This window comes from Myroides sp. 1354 (assembly GCF_030324495.1).
Lineage (GTDB): Bacteria > Bacteroidota > Bacteroidia > Flavobacteriales > Flavobacteriaceae > Flavobacterium.
On sequence record NZ_JACAGN010000009.1, the window covers coordinates 18,682 to 34,538 of the forward strand.

The window sequence follows — 15,857 nt, forward strand, 5'->3', positions numbered from 1 at the left end:
AATCATTTATTAAAATTATTAATTTGATTAGCTACTATTTTTCCTGATATGATACATGGGGGGACTCCTGGACCAGGAACAGTTAACTGGCCCGTATAAAATAAATTCTTCAACTTTTGATTCTTTAACTTTGGCTTTAATATTGCTGTTTGCCTCAAGGTATTGGCCAAACCATACGCATTTCCTCCATACGCATTGTAGTCAGCAATAAAATCACTAACGCAATAACTTCTTTTATAGACAATTTTTGATGATAAATTTTGTATACCTGTGTGTTGCTCTATTCTAGCTAACATTTTGGACAAATAATTATTTCTAACCTCTTCATTATCTTCAAGACCAATAGCTAGGGGCATTAATAAAAAAATATTTTCTTTGCCTTTGGGGGCTACTGAGTCATCTGTCTTAGAAGGACAGCAACAATAAAAAAGTGGATCTTCAGGCCATTTTTTATCTGTGTAAATACATTCAATATGTGTGTCAAAATCATTTTCAAAAAACAGTGTATGATGTTGTAAAATTGGTAATTTTTGATCAATGCCTAGATAAAATATTAAACATGATGGAGCAAAAGTTTTCTTACTCCAATAATTTTCCGTGTAATTTCTAAAATCTTTGTCTAAAAGACTTTCTGTATGATGGTAGTCGCAAGAAGCAATAACAACATCAAATTCATGTAATTTACCATTGATAAGTAAAGAAGTTACTTTATTATTAATAACATTGATTTTTTCTACTGTTTGATTAAAGTAGAATTTTGTTCCTTGTTTTTCAGCAATTGATTGCATCGCCAAAACTAATTGATAAAAACCACCAATAGGATAATAAGTACCTAATTTATATCCACCATAGTTCATCAAACTATATAAAGCAGGTATATTTTTTGGTGAGGCACCTAAAAATATAACAGGAAATTCCATTAACGCTCTTAATTTTTCATTTTGAAAGTATTTGTGAACATAGGTCCTAAAATTAGTCAGCATATCTAACTTAAAAGCCTGTATGCCAATTTGTAAAGAAGTAAATTCAAGCCAGTTATGACATGGCTTTGTAACAAAGTCTTTCATCGCTATTTCGTATTTGGATTGTGCCACACGCATAAATTTTTCTAAGTTTTTAGCAGCTCCTGGTTCTATCTTATTAAAGATGATTTTAAGTTGTTCAAAACTTTCAGGAACTTGAAGGCAATCATTAGAAAAGATTATTTCGAACTGAGGATTAAGTGATACTAGTTTAAAAAAGTCAGAGGTTTTAAAACCAAAATCACAAAAGAATCCTTCAATAATATCAGGCATCCAATACCAACTCGGGCCCATATCAAAAACAAAACCTTCTGGAGTTGTAAACTGTCGAGCACGTCCTCCCGCTACAGTGTGTTTTTCAAAAACCGAAACATCATTACCAGCTTTAGCAGCGTAAGCAGCAGCGGATAGTCCAGAAAATCCCGAACCAATTATAGCTATTTTTTTCATTAGTTACCTCGATAAGTTGAATATCCATATGGACTTAAAGTAATGGGTACATGGTAGTGTTTATTATCACTAATTTGAAAAACTACTTCAATAAAAGGATAAAAGCTTTCTAAGTTTAACGTTTCGAAATAAGGAGAAGTTTTAAAAATTAATTTATAAATTCCATAATTATTTTGATCACTTAAAGGCAAGAAATTAGTAACCCTGCCATTACTATCTGTTTTAGTTTTGTTTATGGTTTTCCAGTTTGCTTCATTTTCCATCTTTTGTAAAACGACTTCAACATCAGGGGCAGGTTGTCCCAAAGAAATATTTAAAATATGGGTTGATAATTGAAAAGACTTATTTTGAGCAAAGCAAAATTGCCCAAAAATTACCAATACTAGTAATAGAATTTTGTTCATAATATATAAAGTTTGATATAAATAGTAATGTTTAAAAAAGTGATTTATCTTCATTTACTAATGGTATAAAAGTATACAAATATATAATAATAAGTGTAATAGTATATATTTTTTAGAAAAAAAATACTTGATTTATAATAGACTCTAATTTTTCTATTAAAGAAGTTTACATATGTTTAAAAAAAATATTAAAAATATCAGACAGGATATTAATTCTTAATAACAGAGTGGTATAGTAGCTATTTAAAATGATTAACAATACAATGATTAGATAAAAAAAACGATTTATTTAATTGAAAATAAACGTACAAAATGGTAATATAGTTCTCTGACTTTATGATTTTATATTGTTTAAAACTTTACTTGTTTTTACATGTATTTTATGCTATTTAGTTTAGAACATATATTATTATTTTGCTTATATATATTTATATAGTTTGGGGAAATAAACATACATATATTATAGGATTTAGTAGTGAAATTCGATTATTTTACATCATATAAAAACTTTTTACAGAAGATTGTTTACTTTAAATTATAGAGGGATATCTTTTAAATATCCTTATCCATATACTCTTCTAACCCCTGTTTTAATTTATCCAAATAACAAGTCCTTGATTTAGCCCTTGTTTTCATCCGATGAAAAGCATGATGAATATCTCCTAAAGGGATCTGAAACAGTTCTTGAAAAACAATAGCTATTTTCCTGATTTCTATTCTTCTATGCCCGATGGAACCAGTTACATAAAGCGCATAAATCAGCTCAATAAGCGCATTTTGAGATTCAGACCAATGTAGAGTTTGGGACTTTACTTTATTTGATTTGCTAGAATACACCTCTTGTTGTTCTAGTAAATATAATTGATCTTTTAGATAACTGTAGAACATATTATCAGCTATTATTTTAGCTACCTTGATATCATAATAGGTAGAGAATTCCATATCGATTTTAAAAGCCACACTGCTTAAACCTTCTTTTAGATCAATGTTTCCTCTACTAAAATAAAGATGATCTTTGTCTGTGCGATTGTTTATGTAGTATTTATAAAAACTGGATTTTCTAATGTACTTTTTGCTTTGATTTTTAAGCTGAGTAAGTTTTTTAGAAAAGAACTTTTTCTCCAGGTGCATTTGTCTGTTAAGACTTGACTCTAAACGGTAGATTTTATTGTAATAGATCAGTTTACCAAGAATAGTGGGTTTCAACACTTTAAAAAAATAGATTTCTTCTTCAAGGGTTAAGGTTGAATTAAGCAGATATGCGCTTAACTGATATAAAATAAGCTGAAGGTTATTTATAATTTGTATGATGCCCTGCGAGTGTAAAAGAAGATTTAAAGATTCTTCCTGATTTTGAATGCTTGTAAGTAGGCTATTAAAGTAAGTTTGGTGCTTCATAACACTTGTATTTTGGTTTGGTTATTATTTTGCACGATTTTCAGAAATGGAAGTGAAACAAGGTATAGGGGAAAGTACGTATTAGTCAATACGTATTATTACGTTTTAATACTGCGGAAATTACGTATTGCGAATTTTATTATTAATTCAGAGATTTATTTCATAATTTTAACATGTAGTATTATGAGTATCAGCAGTCAAAGTGGAAAGGTAATTACCTTAGAACAAGCAATAGAGTATACGCATACCTATCAAAGTGAGCACCCAGAAAAGACTAAATCCTTTTTTGTGGGACTAGATAAATTAAATCTGATATTATCACAAAATGATTGTATTGGTCTTCGAATTTATTTAGGCGAGGATCCAGATAACTCACAAGCCAATATGGTTTTAGTGGGAGTGGATAGTAATCAAGAAGACTTAACTAGGGGAACTCTTTTAGAGGAACTTGTTCCATGTCCTAGAATCTGTCCTAAAAGAAGTGAATTAATAAAAACAAAGTGATTTATCAAGTTCTAGTTTATATCGCCCTTATCCTTGGATTTATACCTTTAATCCTAGCGTCACTCTGTAAAGACAGAGTTTTTACAAAACAATATTGGGGGTATATCCCATTAATTGGACTTATGGCTTTGGCAAGTGGCTATGAACTTATTTGTAGTTATTTTCTAAAGATTAATAGCGATTATTGGTTTCAAATCTATACACTGTTTGAGTTTTTAGTGATCTTTTACTTTTTTAAATTCATATTTAATCAAAGACTTAGTAGGTATTTAGTTGTCTATCTAAGTCTTTTTTTATTGGTGTATTTATATACTTTTTGGTTTGTATTTCCTTTTGATGTATTAAAAAGTAAAGCAATTGGAAAGGTAGGGGTAAGTGTGTTGGTCTTTGCTGGAACTTTTTATTGGCTAGGCCAATTGTTTAGCCGGCGTAGTGTTGTAAGGCTCTATAATACCCCTGCATTTTATTTTATTGTTGGGCTATTTATGTATTACCTCAATACAATTTTCTTTTTTGTTTTAGTGCCACACGTTTATAGTTTGAATCTGTATTTATATGACTATTGGATTGTAAATGTGATCGCTACTTTGTTTTTTCGAATAATGATAATTCTAGGAGTATGGAAAATGATTTAACCTTGATGTTTTGGCTTGGTACTGCTATGACACTTTGCCTTTTTAGTTTAGTACTAGTTTTGATCTATATTTATCAAAAAGGAATGATACGTCAATTAGAACAGCAGCAAAACGTAAGAATTCAGATTGAGCATCATCAGATGCGAGCTTTGTCTCAAGAGATACACGATGGAATCTGTAGTGATCTAGCAGCTGTATTAAAATACATGGAACACCTAGACAATAAAAAGGACAAAAATAAAGAGGAGTATTTAATCACTTCTTTAAAAGAAGCAGTTCAAAGTAGCTATCAAAATGCCCTTAATCTATGTTATAATCTATATCCTTCCGATATAGAAGAGTATCGAATTGTTGATATAATAAAACAATATGTTAGCAGAATTCAGAAAGTTGGTTTGATTCAAATTGATTTCACCACCAATAGACAGACGTTTGTTTTATCCAATACCCAAAAGATTGAACTCTATCGAAGTCTGCAGGAAATTGTCCAGAACATCTTAAAACACAGCAATGCTACTAAGGTAACAATCGGTGCGTATTGGAATATGAATCACTTGTTTTTAAAGATAAAAGACGATGGGATTGCCTATGACTTTATGGCTTTGAGTAAGGAGAAAAAGGGGATAGGACTTGTAAATATTTTAACTCGAACAAAACACATAAAGGCAATGTTTACTCACAAGAGTAAACAAGGGAATAATGATATAAGTATTAAAATAGACAGATTATGAGTATTCGCATAGCCATAGCTGATGATCATGTAATGTATAGGGGAGGTTTTGCCTTATCACTGGATGCTATAAAAAATGTAGAACTGGTTGTGAGCGTATCTAACGGGCAGGAGCTTTTAGAGCATTTAAAAACACAAGAAGTGGATGTTGTTTTTTTGGATATCAGTATGCCTGTAATGGATGGGTTTACAACGGCAAAAGAACTTAATTTACAATACCCACACATAAAGATTATCATTTTAAGTAGTTACACTAATATTGGGCATATCAAGCGTATGATTGCTCGTAATGTATCGGGATACGTTTCTAAGGTAGCCAATACATCCACTATAAAAAAAGCAATAAAAGTGGTGTGCAAAAAAGGCTATTATTACGATAAAGAAATATATCATAAGATCCAAGAAAACTTAAGTAACATCAGTCAAGGTATTACATATTTTACTGAAAGAGAGCTGAGTATTATAAAGCTTTTTGCCTTACAATATAGCGCAAAACAAATTGCAGATACTTTGTGTTGTAGTACAAGAACAGTAGAGAAACACAAAGAAGCATTACTTGAAAAAACGAAAAGTTTTAGCTTTATAGGTGTTCTTATGTATGCCTTATCTAATGGATATCTTCTACTAGAAGAAATTGAATAATTTTATAGTAAAAATACGTATTGATTTGAATTATAGTGAATTGTAGTTTTGATTATCCCAAAATTCAATCACCATGAAAGCCAAATACGTCCTTATAATATCCTACTTCTATATTTTACTTTTTGTATATGCAGCCATAAGTAAGCTCATTACCTTTGAAGCCTTCCAGGTTCAACTAACACAGTCCCCACTGCTTAGCGCTTACGCAAATATCATTGCTTATTTAGTGCTAGGAGCCGAACTATTATTTGCTTTACTGCTTTGTACTAAAACAACAAGACTCCTAGGGCTTTATCTTAGTTATGGGCTTATGGTTGCATTTACTCTCTATATTTATTTGATATTAAACTACAGCGATTTCATCCCTTGTTCTTGTGGGGGAATACTTGAAAAAATGGGATGGACTGAGCATTTGTGGTTTAATATCATTGTAAGTCTACTGGCTTTAGTTGCTTTATTTTTTCATGATCAGAAAAGAAAACGATTTTATCTTGTATCAATCCTCACAACAATTATAAGTAGTTTAGTTGTTATCCTGCTTTTTTTATCTTCTGAACATATTATAAAAAAAGAGAATCCTTTTATTAGAAGGTATTTGCCGCATGGCGTGGTAGAAGATGATACCCTAGATTTAAGCGTAAATACTTTTTATTTCTCAGGCTATAATAAAAACAAAGTTTATTTAGGTAATAGTGTATCTCCCCTTATTTTTATAAGTGTTGATTCACTTCTAAATAGAGAAGATTTCACCATTCAAATTGACTCTACACAATTTGGATATCGATATTTACGATTAAAGACTGATTATCCCAATTTCTATTTAGCAGATGGTTCAATTCCAATTGTCTATAAAGGGATGCTTAATTCCAATGAAAAGACCAAGACTACAGAAATATTCAGTTTTGGAGAAGCCTATTTTACCGATTATATCCCTTTAGATTCAACTTCTATTGCCATTAAAAGTCAAAGTAGTGAAGACTACAATAATATTTTAGGACTAATTAATACGAAGACTACTCCAAGAGTCTCTTTAAATTCAACTCTGCTAGAGAGTGATTCTGATGGAGTATTTGATAGTGACGGTATTTTCAGCTTTAGTAAAGAACACAAAACGTTGCTCTATACATATTTCTACAAGAATAAATACATTTTGATTAGTGAAACTTTGGATTTAATTAGTCAACGGCACACTATAGATACAACTAAAGCTGTAACTATAACTTCTTCTAAACTAAGTACAGGAGAAAACAAAATGACAACACCTATAAGCGCTATAAACAAAAAAGTAGTGGTTAAAAACAATCTCTTGTTTATTGTATCAAATTCTCTCGGACAAAACGAGTCCAAAGCTATCTGGAAACAAGCTAGTATTGTTGATATCTACGACTTTAAAAAAGACAATTATGTAGCTAGCTTTTATATCTATCACCTAGGGGATAGCAAGCTTACTGATTTAATTGTCACAGACCATTATCTCTATGGTTTATTTGATCAAAAGCTTGTCCGTTATCGAATGGCCAAATCACTAACAGATAAGTTTGAGTAAAGTTTGGCTTCACTTTAAAAAATAAGCTATCAACCAATAAATTTTATCAAGATGAAAAAGTTTTTTAAAACAGCAGCAATGCCAATTGCAGTATTTGTAATGGCTATTGGAGCAGCATTTGCAACAAATGCAATGAAAAGCACATTTGCAGCAGAACAGGGATATCAACAACTAGATAATGTAGGTATTGAATGCATACAAAGGGCGAGTTGTGATACTGATGGAACAGTAACATGTACATGGAAAGTAGGATCTGTAACTCATAATTTATATGGAATGCAGTTTGATTCTAAATTAGGTAGAACAGCATGTACAAAACCTCTTTATATTAAACCATAAAAAAAAGACGCCCTTATCATGGGGCGTCTTCTATTTAGTTAATCATTCTGTTCTCTTCAAAGGTAGTATTATATTTTACCCAGTATGTGTCTGGTGTATTCTCGCCCTTTAGGAAATAATCAAACCAGTTGAATAGTCTCTTGGTTATATCGATTTGATTTTCCTGTTTTGAGAGGCCATGTCCTTCTTCTTTATAGAATAAGGCTACATGCGGAATATTATAGCGTAACATCGCAATAAAAAATTCTCTTTGTTGTTCCCAATGAATATTTTCATCTTTTTTACCTGTAAAAGTTAGTATTGGAGCTTTAATTTGATCAGCAAATAGAATAGGAGAATTTAAAAGATACTGTTCTTTATCTTCACTAAATGTTTTAGGCATTTTGTATTGACCATTTTCAAATTGAAAGAAAAATGGAGATGTGAAATTTTCATTATAAGAAAAATAAGATCGTATAATATCGGAATTTCCTGCACCACTTACAGCAGCTTTAAATAGATTTGTTTGAGTCATAATAAAGTTCGTTTGGTATCCTCCATGGGAGAATCCGAATAATCCTAGATTCTCTTCATCAATTGCTGTTTCTTCTTTTAAAACTGATCTTAAACTTTCTTCTACACAATGAAGTGCCGATAACCCAGTGCCTTGATGTGTGTCTAATATATCTGGATAAAAGATAAAATAGTTCTTATTTTGCAAAAGGGTTAAATTGAAACCATCTTCATTGAAATAGCTAGGATAAGAGAACCTGTTAGCTAAATAGTTTTGTATTTCATAGATATGAGTTATCATTGGATACTTTTTATAAGGATCGAAATCTTTTGGATAAAACAATACACCTTTTAAATTATTGCCATATTGGTCTTTGTAAAAAACTATTTTTTGTTTTTTCCAAGCATAAAGTGATTTGGACATAGTATTCTCTAACAGAAGGTTAGTTCTATTATTTTGATAAACATAAACCGTTTTAGGCTTATTAAAGTTCTCTAAAGAATAGGTAATTGTTTTAAAATTTTCACTGTATTTAATGTCCGAGATATAGTCTTTGGTGTTTTTAACGATGGTTTTTTCCTGGCCATTCTCAATTAATATAAGTGACTGAGTATTGTTTTTTATGTTTGATATTTTAATTAGTAAGGTATTGTTGTTATTTAGAACAGACTGAAAATGTAATTCTGTTTTTGTATTAAATAAGCTTTTATCAAGAGAAGTGTTAAGAATTTCATAGCGCGAATCAAGATTGTTACTCTTGATAATCATCTTGAATTCTTTATTTTTTGTATCATATTGCATTAAGTTAAAATCAGAAACAAAATAAAAGAATCTTTCATTGTCAGACCAAGCTCTGAGCCTTGATACTTTTAAGCCATTGTAATTGTGTTTAGTTTTAAATGTGCTTTCAACTATTCGATTTAATATGTTATAAAAATACACAGTATCATCTTTTATGTATATAAAATAGTTTCCTCTAGGTGACAAGCTTGTTGTATTAAAGGGAGATTCTTGTTGCTTAACAATATTCGTTAATTTATTATGTTTAATATCGTAAAGATTGATGTCTCTAGGTCTTGAAGACCATTGATAAGAATAATTGTAGTATTGATTGGAATCATAGACAAGTAGTGTGTTGTCGTTTATTGGAACCGACTCGTGATTATCTAGAGCTTCAGGTTGATAAACTTTCTGTTGAGCATAATCAAAAATAATATGGCCATCGGTCTTGTTTGTTTCACTAGTTGAGTTAGCTAATATATTTCTTAAGAAACGATCTTTTGTGCTCCAAATTTCCATTGCTTTTGTATTATAAGGCTTACGTCCTAACGAATAAAATTGTGTTATTTTAAAACTGTTATTACTTATAGATTCTAAATCGTTATAATGAACTTGGTCATTTAAAGTACATTTTTCACTACTATTAGTCTTGTAGTTATAGAAAGTGAGATAAGGGTATTTATCATCGCTAATTGAAATTGGTAATAAAAATACAATAGTATGTTTTTTACTCCATTTGGCTTGTTTAATCGGATGAGTGATATCTTTGTTTAGTGTTTTTTTAAAATTAATTAAATCAATAATTTCAACTCCTTTTTCAAGATCTTTGTATTGAATTAAGAGTTTCTGTTTGTCATCACTGATATTCGTAAAGTTAATTAATGAATTGGGACTACTCCATATTTCTTGAATCTTATTAGGTAGCACTTTAATTAATTTATAAGTATTAGTGTTAGTTTCTAAGTAGAAAACAAGTCCCAAATCTGGCATTAATATTGGATTAGCTACATTAGAGATAATATGTGTTTTAAAGGTTGTCCCATCTAATATTTCAAGTTCTTCTTTTTCTATATTATAGCTAGAGAACGAATTGTCTTTAAACTGTTCATAGAGAAGATTTGTTTGTTTGCTAAGTACTAGTTTTCCATTATTAAATATAAAAACACTATCTCTTTTAGCTTCAAATTTATAGTATTTATATACAACAGATATTTTACCATTTTTAGAGATCACACTATTACTAAGTTCATTATATTCTTGACTATTATTAATAGTCTGTGCAGAAACTTGTAAGACACCAAAAAAAAAGTAAAGTATCGTATACAAGAGAGCTTTTATCTTAATATTCATTTTGAGGGTTTAGGTTAGGATTAATAAGTAGTTCTTTCTCAGGGTAGGGAAGTAGAGCGTGTTTGTCTTGCCAGTTGGGTTTTGATTCTTTTAAAAAAGAGAGTTTGTCATTTCTTTTTAGATCAAAAAAACGTCTCGCATGTTCTAGAAAAAACTCTTTTCTACTCTCTTCCAACAATGCCAATAGAGTTTCTTCTCTGCTTAATGTATCTGGTAGGGGATCTAAACCAGATCTAAGTCTAATTTTGTTGATATAGTAAATAGCTTCTTTTTCTTTATTCTGATAAATAAGGGCCTCTGATAATATAAAGTAAGCTTCCTCTATTCTAAATAGAATTGAACATTCATCTGTATTATCTAAAGCGTTTTTATATTTATAATTGTAGCTAGAATTTGTGGAAGAAAATTCATTAGTCCAATTTGTTTTTCTGAGATCATTATCTTGGAAAGAGTTTAGTAAGACAGGATTCAGTCTATAGGGCCAATCACTAACAAGCATTGTATAATTACTCGCTTCATAAGTAGCTGCTGTAGGATTATTATTACTTAACTGCCATAAGGTGCTTTTCGCTGTATTTTTAAATACTTGTGATAAATCAGTTTCCAGGCTATATAAGGGATTATCTATTACAAGTTTTATATACATCTCTGTTTTATCATAGTTTTTTTGAAGTAAATAGTTTTTAGCTAAAATGAGTTCAGCCACAGCTTTATTGACATAGTACTTATTAGAAGATCTATCATTATATGAAAGAGATTCTAAAGCAATTAGTAGGTCGTGTTCTATCTTGGCTAAAATCTCTAAATGCGATGTTTTTTTAATAGTGGTATTTACTTTATAATCTGTAGAGATAGTATAGGGAATATCTCCAAAGAGTTGTGTTAGTGTTTGATAATACATGGCTCTTAAAACATAAGACTCTGCTATAAACGATGCTTTATCTTTATCAGTAATTCCTGTAGACTTTGTTACTCCGTTAATAAAGGAGTTGATTGTATAAATATGTGAATAAGAAGTATTCCAGAATTTTTCAATTATACCTCGAGTAGGATCAATCATATTATTGAAAAGTAATGCACTATCTTCGGTTGGAGCTATTGAAATAGGTTCTAACTCGTCTGCATACAAGCCCAATTGAGTACCAATTCCTTGACTATTTCCACTGTAAGTAGAGGATTCTCGAAGATTTATATAAAGATTAGTTAAGGCTGAAGTAGCACTACGTCTATCTTTAAATACACCTTCTGTATTTATTTGATCTGTAGGTAGATCTATGTCAATCATTTTCTCACAAGATTGAAGTGTTAGTATGCTTATTAGAAATAAGCTTGTATATATCCAATTTTTCATAACTATTTTATTTAAAGGGTTAATTGTATACCAAAGGCATATGTTTTTAAAGGCGGTAGGTAGCCAAAAGCTGTAAATTCTGGATCTAAACCGTAGTAATTTGTGATTGTCCAAAGATTTTGACCTTGAAAATAAAGTCGTAAAGATTCAATTTTGGGTAACTTTAATTGATAAGATAATGAGAGATTTTTGAGTCTTATATAAGAAGCATCGCCAATAATCATATTGCTACTAGTATAAGTTGTAATTTGATTTATTATTGCTTGATCCATTCCTGTTGTAAAGTATCCATAGCTACTATTTGTATTAACAGGTGACCAACTATTGAGTACTTCAATAGGTTGATTAGCAAGAGTTCCTGGAGTGCTTAGATTAAAATTATGATTATAATTTGTCTGCTTTACAAACTGAAATAAGAAGTCAAGACTAAAGTTTTTATAGTTTAGTGTATTTTGTAAACCACCGTGATAATCTACTTTAATTTCCTTTACATTTTGTCTATCATCAATTGCTGTGATTTTTCCATCTTTATTGTAATCCGTAAATGTATAGTGTCCAGTTAAAGGATCTATTCCTTCAAAATTGTATAATCTAAGAACGCTAGTACTTTTGCCTACAATAAACTGATTTGCATAAGTCGAGCTTTCTAGATGGGGAAAAGAAAGCAAAGTGTTTTTAGGAAAAGAAATATTAAAACTAGTTATCCAGGTAAAATCTTTTGTTTTAATATTTTCAACGTTTAAACTAAACTCCCAGCCTTTATTTTCAACCTTTGCAGGAAGATTGTCTTGAATTGAAGAGAACCCTGTAGTACCAGGTAATGGAATTCCAACAAGTTGATTGGATGATGTATTTCTATACCAGGCAAGCTCAAATTGTAATCTATCATTAAACAAAACAATCTCAAGAGCCGTTTCTAGTTTTTTAGTTTTTTCCCAACTAAAATCAGGGTTATATAACCTTGAAGGTTTAAGCCCTGTAAGGTCATCATATTTGTTAGGCTCTAGAGTATAAGTATCTAAATATTGATAATCTCCTATATTATCATTACCAGAAGTTCCATAACTTGCTCGTAGTTTACCAAAACTTAGCCATGAGGAATCAATGAGTAAATTTTCTTTCGAAAATATCCATGCAGCACCAATGGCTCCAAAATTCCCGAATTTATTGTTATCTCCAAAACGAGAAGAACCATCACGTCGTGCTGTAATATTCAATAAATATTTACTATCATAGTTGAAATTAATCCTTCCAAAAACAGCAACATATTTATATTGAAGTTGGGCCGATTGAGCTACTCCTTTTGTTTTAGCAGCGGCTATATTTGATATAAAATCATTGGTTTGAAAACCATATCCTGTTAAGTGTAAAGCGTTAGTGCTATTTTCTTGATATGTCATCCCAACAAGTGTATTTATAGCCAATTTATCCTTGTTGAATAGGTAATTAATCTGGGGTTCTAGTATATAAGATTTATTATCTCTTAAAGTATTTTCAGATTTAGATTGTTCTGATGTATAGTTTCTAATAGGATTGTGGATTGTGTGAGGCGTAAGTTTTTTCTCTTCTATATTAGATCTATTATAACCGGCATTTAATTTTAAAAATGTGTTTTTAAATAGTTCATAATTTAAATCAATATTTAGAACAAGATTACTATTATCATTTTTATAGGTCTCCTGCATTGAAGATATTGGATTTGTTTCTCCATCAAACCCCCAATTTAGGCTTCCATCAGGATTATACAAACTAGGTGCGTTAGGGGATAAGGCTAGAGCATTTGTAGTTAGGTCAGTTGCTATAAGATTATTGCTTTGTAAAGAATAATTAGTGGAGCTATTAAGACTAAACCGTCTATCTTTACTACTATGATTTACATTAAATAGAAAAGTATTTCTTTTAAATCCTTTATCTGTAGGAAATACAGTTGTTTGGGTTGCTTGGCTTACAGAACTAGAAAAGTAAGTTGTTTTGCTTCCTCCGCTTATTCCTAATTGTATATTTTGACTAAGAGCAGTTTTTCCAATAAGTTCTTTTTGCCAATCAGTATAACGATTTCTATCCCACGTACCATTCATATCTAGAGCATCAGCTGGATAAGAGGTAAGTCCATCATTTTTAAACGCCTCATCTCTCATTTTGTTAAACTGCTCGGTATTTAAAAGTTTCATCTTATTTGCAACTTTGCTAAACGACGTAGAAGAGGAGAGGGTAAAAGAAAGTTGATCTGATTTGTTTTTCTTTGTTGTTATAAGAACTACTCCATTTGCTCCACGAGAACCATAGATAGCTGTAGCATCTGCATCTTTGAGGATCTCTATACTTTCAATATCAGATGGATTTATAGCATTTAAGATATTAGTATCACTCATGGGAAGTATAGAAACTGATAAAGAGGAATTAACTAAGTTTGAATTAGGAATAACAACCCCATCTATAACATAAAGAGGTGCATTACCATTGATCGTGTTATTTTGATATCGGCGCAGACTATTTCGACCACGAATCTGTATATCAAATCCTCCGCCAGCAACCCCAGTGTTTTGAGTAATACTAACACCGGCCATTCTACCTTGAATTGCTTGAAGTGGATTCAAAACTGGCTGAAACTCGATATCCTTTGCAGTCACTCTTGCAATACTTCCAGTTCGTTCTCGGTCTTTTACTGTGTAGTAACCAGCGTTAACTACAATTTCGTCAAGTGTTGTAGTATCCTCAAGTAGCTCAATATTTAAAACGGCTCCCATACTACTTGAGTACACCATGGATCGCTCTTTATAACCGAGTATTGAAAAGGTAATCCGATCTCCAACAGCTATATCGATTGAATATTTTCCATCAAGATCAGTGGCTACAGTTTTGTTACCAACCGATACAATCACTCCACCAAGAACACCTTGAGCGTCTTTTACGGTTCCTGAGAGTTTTATAATTCCTTTTTGCTGCTTATCTTGCAATAGGTAAGAAGCATTAAAAAACAAATGATTATCATTTGATACGGCATAAGTTGGATAGATAATTAAAAGGCTAACAAGCATAGCTATCCTATAACCACAAGTGGTCAAAATTTGAGTTTTCATAATTTTATAATTGATTTTGATACAACAAGCCTTTAAATCATCAAGATTCATATTGCCGTAGTACTTTGATCGGCCAGTTGCACCAAAAGGTTAGTTAATGGGTAATTTGTAATAGATAATAAAAAACTATCTCCTTCACTCTAAGCACGTCTCCCAAAATGCAAAAGAGCAAGGAGATAGCCATGGACTTTTAGCATGGCTCAAAACTCCCTTTAAGCCACACAATGTTTGTGAGTTTTTGTGCTTACTACAGGTGGACGTCTACATTATAACCAACCTAGATACACCAAGATAGTAAGCGGTTTTTTCCATAATAAAATAGTTTTAAGTGTGATTAATAATTAATAATAGAACAGTAGGAAAGTCTTATTTCATAGCATTTTTCCCTTACTAACTAATTAATATTGCCTTATAACCGAATGGATGAACGAATTATATAGATGTGAATTAAAAGGCAATAGATATCCTGTACGCATCCAAAAACTGTTTTTGGACCTAGCGTAAAAAGTGTATTATGCTAACTAAATAGATAATAGGGTAGCCATCCAACATTGACAAGTCATGCTAGATACAACTACAACAATGTGATTTAGTTAAACTAAAAATTAATCATAGGCTAAATGTGAGTTTAGTTACTAATTTGTTGTTTTAATAAAATGTAATAATTGATAAATTCTCGAATAGAACATTCGATAAGTCCATTAAGGATAGATAAGGTATTGCAAGCATTCATAAAATAACGAACACTAAACAAATCTACCTTTGTTTTAATACCTCTATATACCAAATTGGGAGACGGTATAGTTTAGAAGTCTGTAGTATGTTTAATATAAAGCGAAACTTAAGAATTTCAATAAAGTGAGAAGTAAATGACAAGCCTATATAAAATAAGTTGGCATGGGTACTCACATTATCCAAATCGAGGTACTGGCATACCGTGCAACGAATAAGTGAGCCCATGCCTAGGTCATGGGCTAAGTTACTTATTTTCTCGTTGCTAAATTGAAAAGTGCCAGTTTTCGATAAGAGAAATAAATAAGCTTTAGCTTATATAATAAAAATGTGTCATTAAGACTTAAACCAAATAAAAAGGTTTATATAAAAACAAATATACAAAAAAATAGTTTTGTTAC

At 30.8% G+C, this 15,857-nt stretch carries 11 protein-coding genes; 5 read left to right on the plus strand and 6 right to left on the minus strand.

What is annotated here, in order from left to right; all coding sequences use genetic code 11:
• Positions 1-2 precede the first annotated feature (2 nt).
• The 3 genes from crtID to HX004_RS10610 form a co-directional block, all read right to left on the minus strand.
• Entirely contained in the window at positions 3-1,472 is a 1,470-nt protein-coding gene (gene crtID, locus HX004_RS10600; protein ID WP_286442465.1) for a bifunctional phytoene desaturase/3,4-desaturase, read from the minus strand.
• Positions 1,472-1,876: a hydroxyisourate hydrolase gene (uraH, locus tag HX004_RS10605; RefSeq protein WP_286442466.1), complete on the minus strand. Its 405-nt coding sequence runs from the start codon at positions 1,874-1,876 to the stop codon at positions 1,472-1,474. The genes crtID and uraH overlap by 1 nt, the downstream gene beginning before the upstream one ends.
• 552 nt (positions 1,877-2,428) lie before the next feature.
• Positions 2,429-3,274, minus strand: coding sequence for an RteC domain-containing protein (locus tag HX004_RS10610; RefSeq protein WP_286442467.1), 846 nt, complete (start codon positions 3,272-3,274; stop codon positions 2,429-2,431).
• A gap of 183 nt (positions 3,275-3,457) precedes the next feature.
• Between HX004_RS10610 and HX004_RS10615 the strand changes: the two genes are divergently transcribed.
• The 5 genes from HX004_RS10615 to HX004_RS10635 all read left to right on the plus strand — a co-directional run bounded on the left by HX004_RS10615 (position 3,458) and on the right by HX004_RS10635 (position 7,670).
• On the plus strand, positions 3,458-3,778 hold the full coding sequence (locus HX004_RS10615) for a hypothetical protein (protein ID WP_286442469.1): 321 nt from the start codon (positions 3,458-3,460) through the stop codon (positions 3,776-3,778).
• Between the two features lie 619 nt (positions 3,779-4,397).
• On the plus strand, positions 4,398-5,144 hold the full coding sequence (locus HX004_RS10620) for a sensor histidine kinase (protein ID WP_286442470.1): 747 nt from the start codon (positions 4,398-4,400) through the stop codon (positions 5,142-5,144).
• Positions 5,141-5,785, plus strand: coding sequence for a response regulator transcription factor (locus HX004_RS10625; RefSeq protein WP_286442471.1), 645 nt, complete (start codon positions 5,141-5,143; stop codon positions 5,783-5,785). The genes HX004_RS10620 and HX004_RS10625 overlap by 4 nt, the downstream gene beginning before the upstream one ends.
• Positions 5,786-5,858: 73 nt before the next feature.
• On the plus strand, positions 5,859-7,331 hold the full coding sequence (locus tag HX004_RS10630; RefSeq protein WP_286442472.1) for a MauE/DoxX family redox-associated membrane protein: 1,473 nt from the start codon (positions 5,859-5,861) through the stop codon (positions 7,329-7,331).
• A 51-nt stretch (positions 7,332-7,382) separates the two neighbouring features.
• Positions 7,383-7,670 (plus strand): DUF6520 family protein, encoded by a 288-nt coding sequence (locus HX004_RS10635; protein WP_286442473.1) that lies wholly within the window; start codon positions 7,383-7,385, stop codon positions 7,668-7,670.
• 34 nt (positions 7,671-7,704) lie between these two features.
• Here HX004_RS10635 and HX004_RS10640 read toward each other — a convergent pair whose 3' ends face one another.
• The 3 genes from HX004_RS10640 to HX004_RS10650 are packed head-to-tail and all read right to left on the minus strand — an operon-like array spanning position 7,705 to position 14,724.
• A complete protein-coding gene (locus tag HX004_RS10640) occupies positions 7,705-10,293 on the minus strand; it encodes an alpha/beta hydrolase family protein (RefSeq protein ID WP_286442474.1) in 2,589 nt (862 codons plus the stop codon).
• Complete coding sequence (locus tag HX004_RS10645) at positions 10,283-11,644, minus strand: RagB/SusD family nutrient uptake outer membrane protein (RefSeq protein ID WP_286442475.1); 1,362 nt, start codon at positions 11,642-11,644, stop codon at positions 10,283-10,285. The genes HX004_RS10640 and HX004_RS10645 overlap by 11 nt, the downstream gene beginning before the upstream one ends.
• Positions 11,645-11,655: 11 nt before the next feature.
• Complete coding sequence (locus tag HX004_RS10650; RefSeq protein WP_286442476.1) at positions 11,656-14,724, minus strand: SusC/RagA family TonB-linked outer membrane protein; 3,069 nt, start codon at positions 14,722-14,724, stop codon at positions 11,656-11,658.
• Between the last annotated feature and the right edge of the window lie 1,133 nt (positions 14,725-15,857).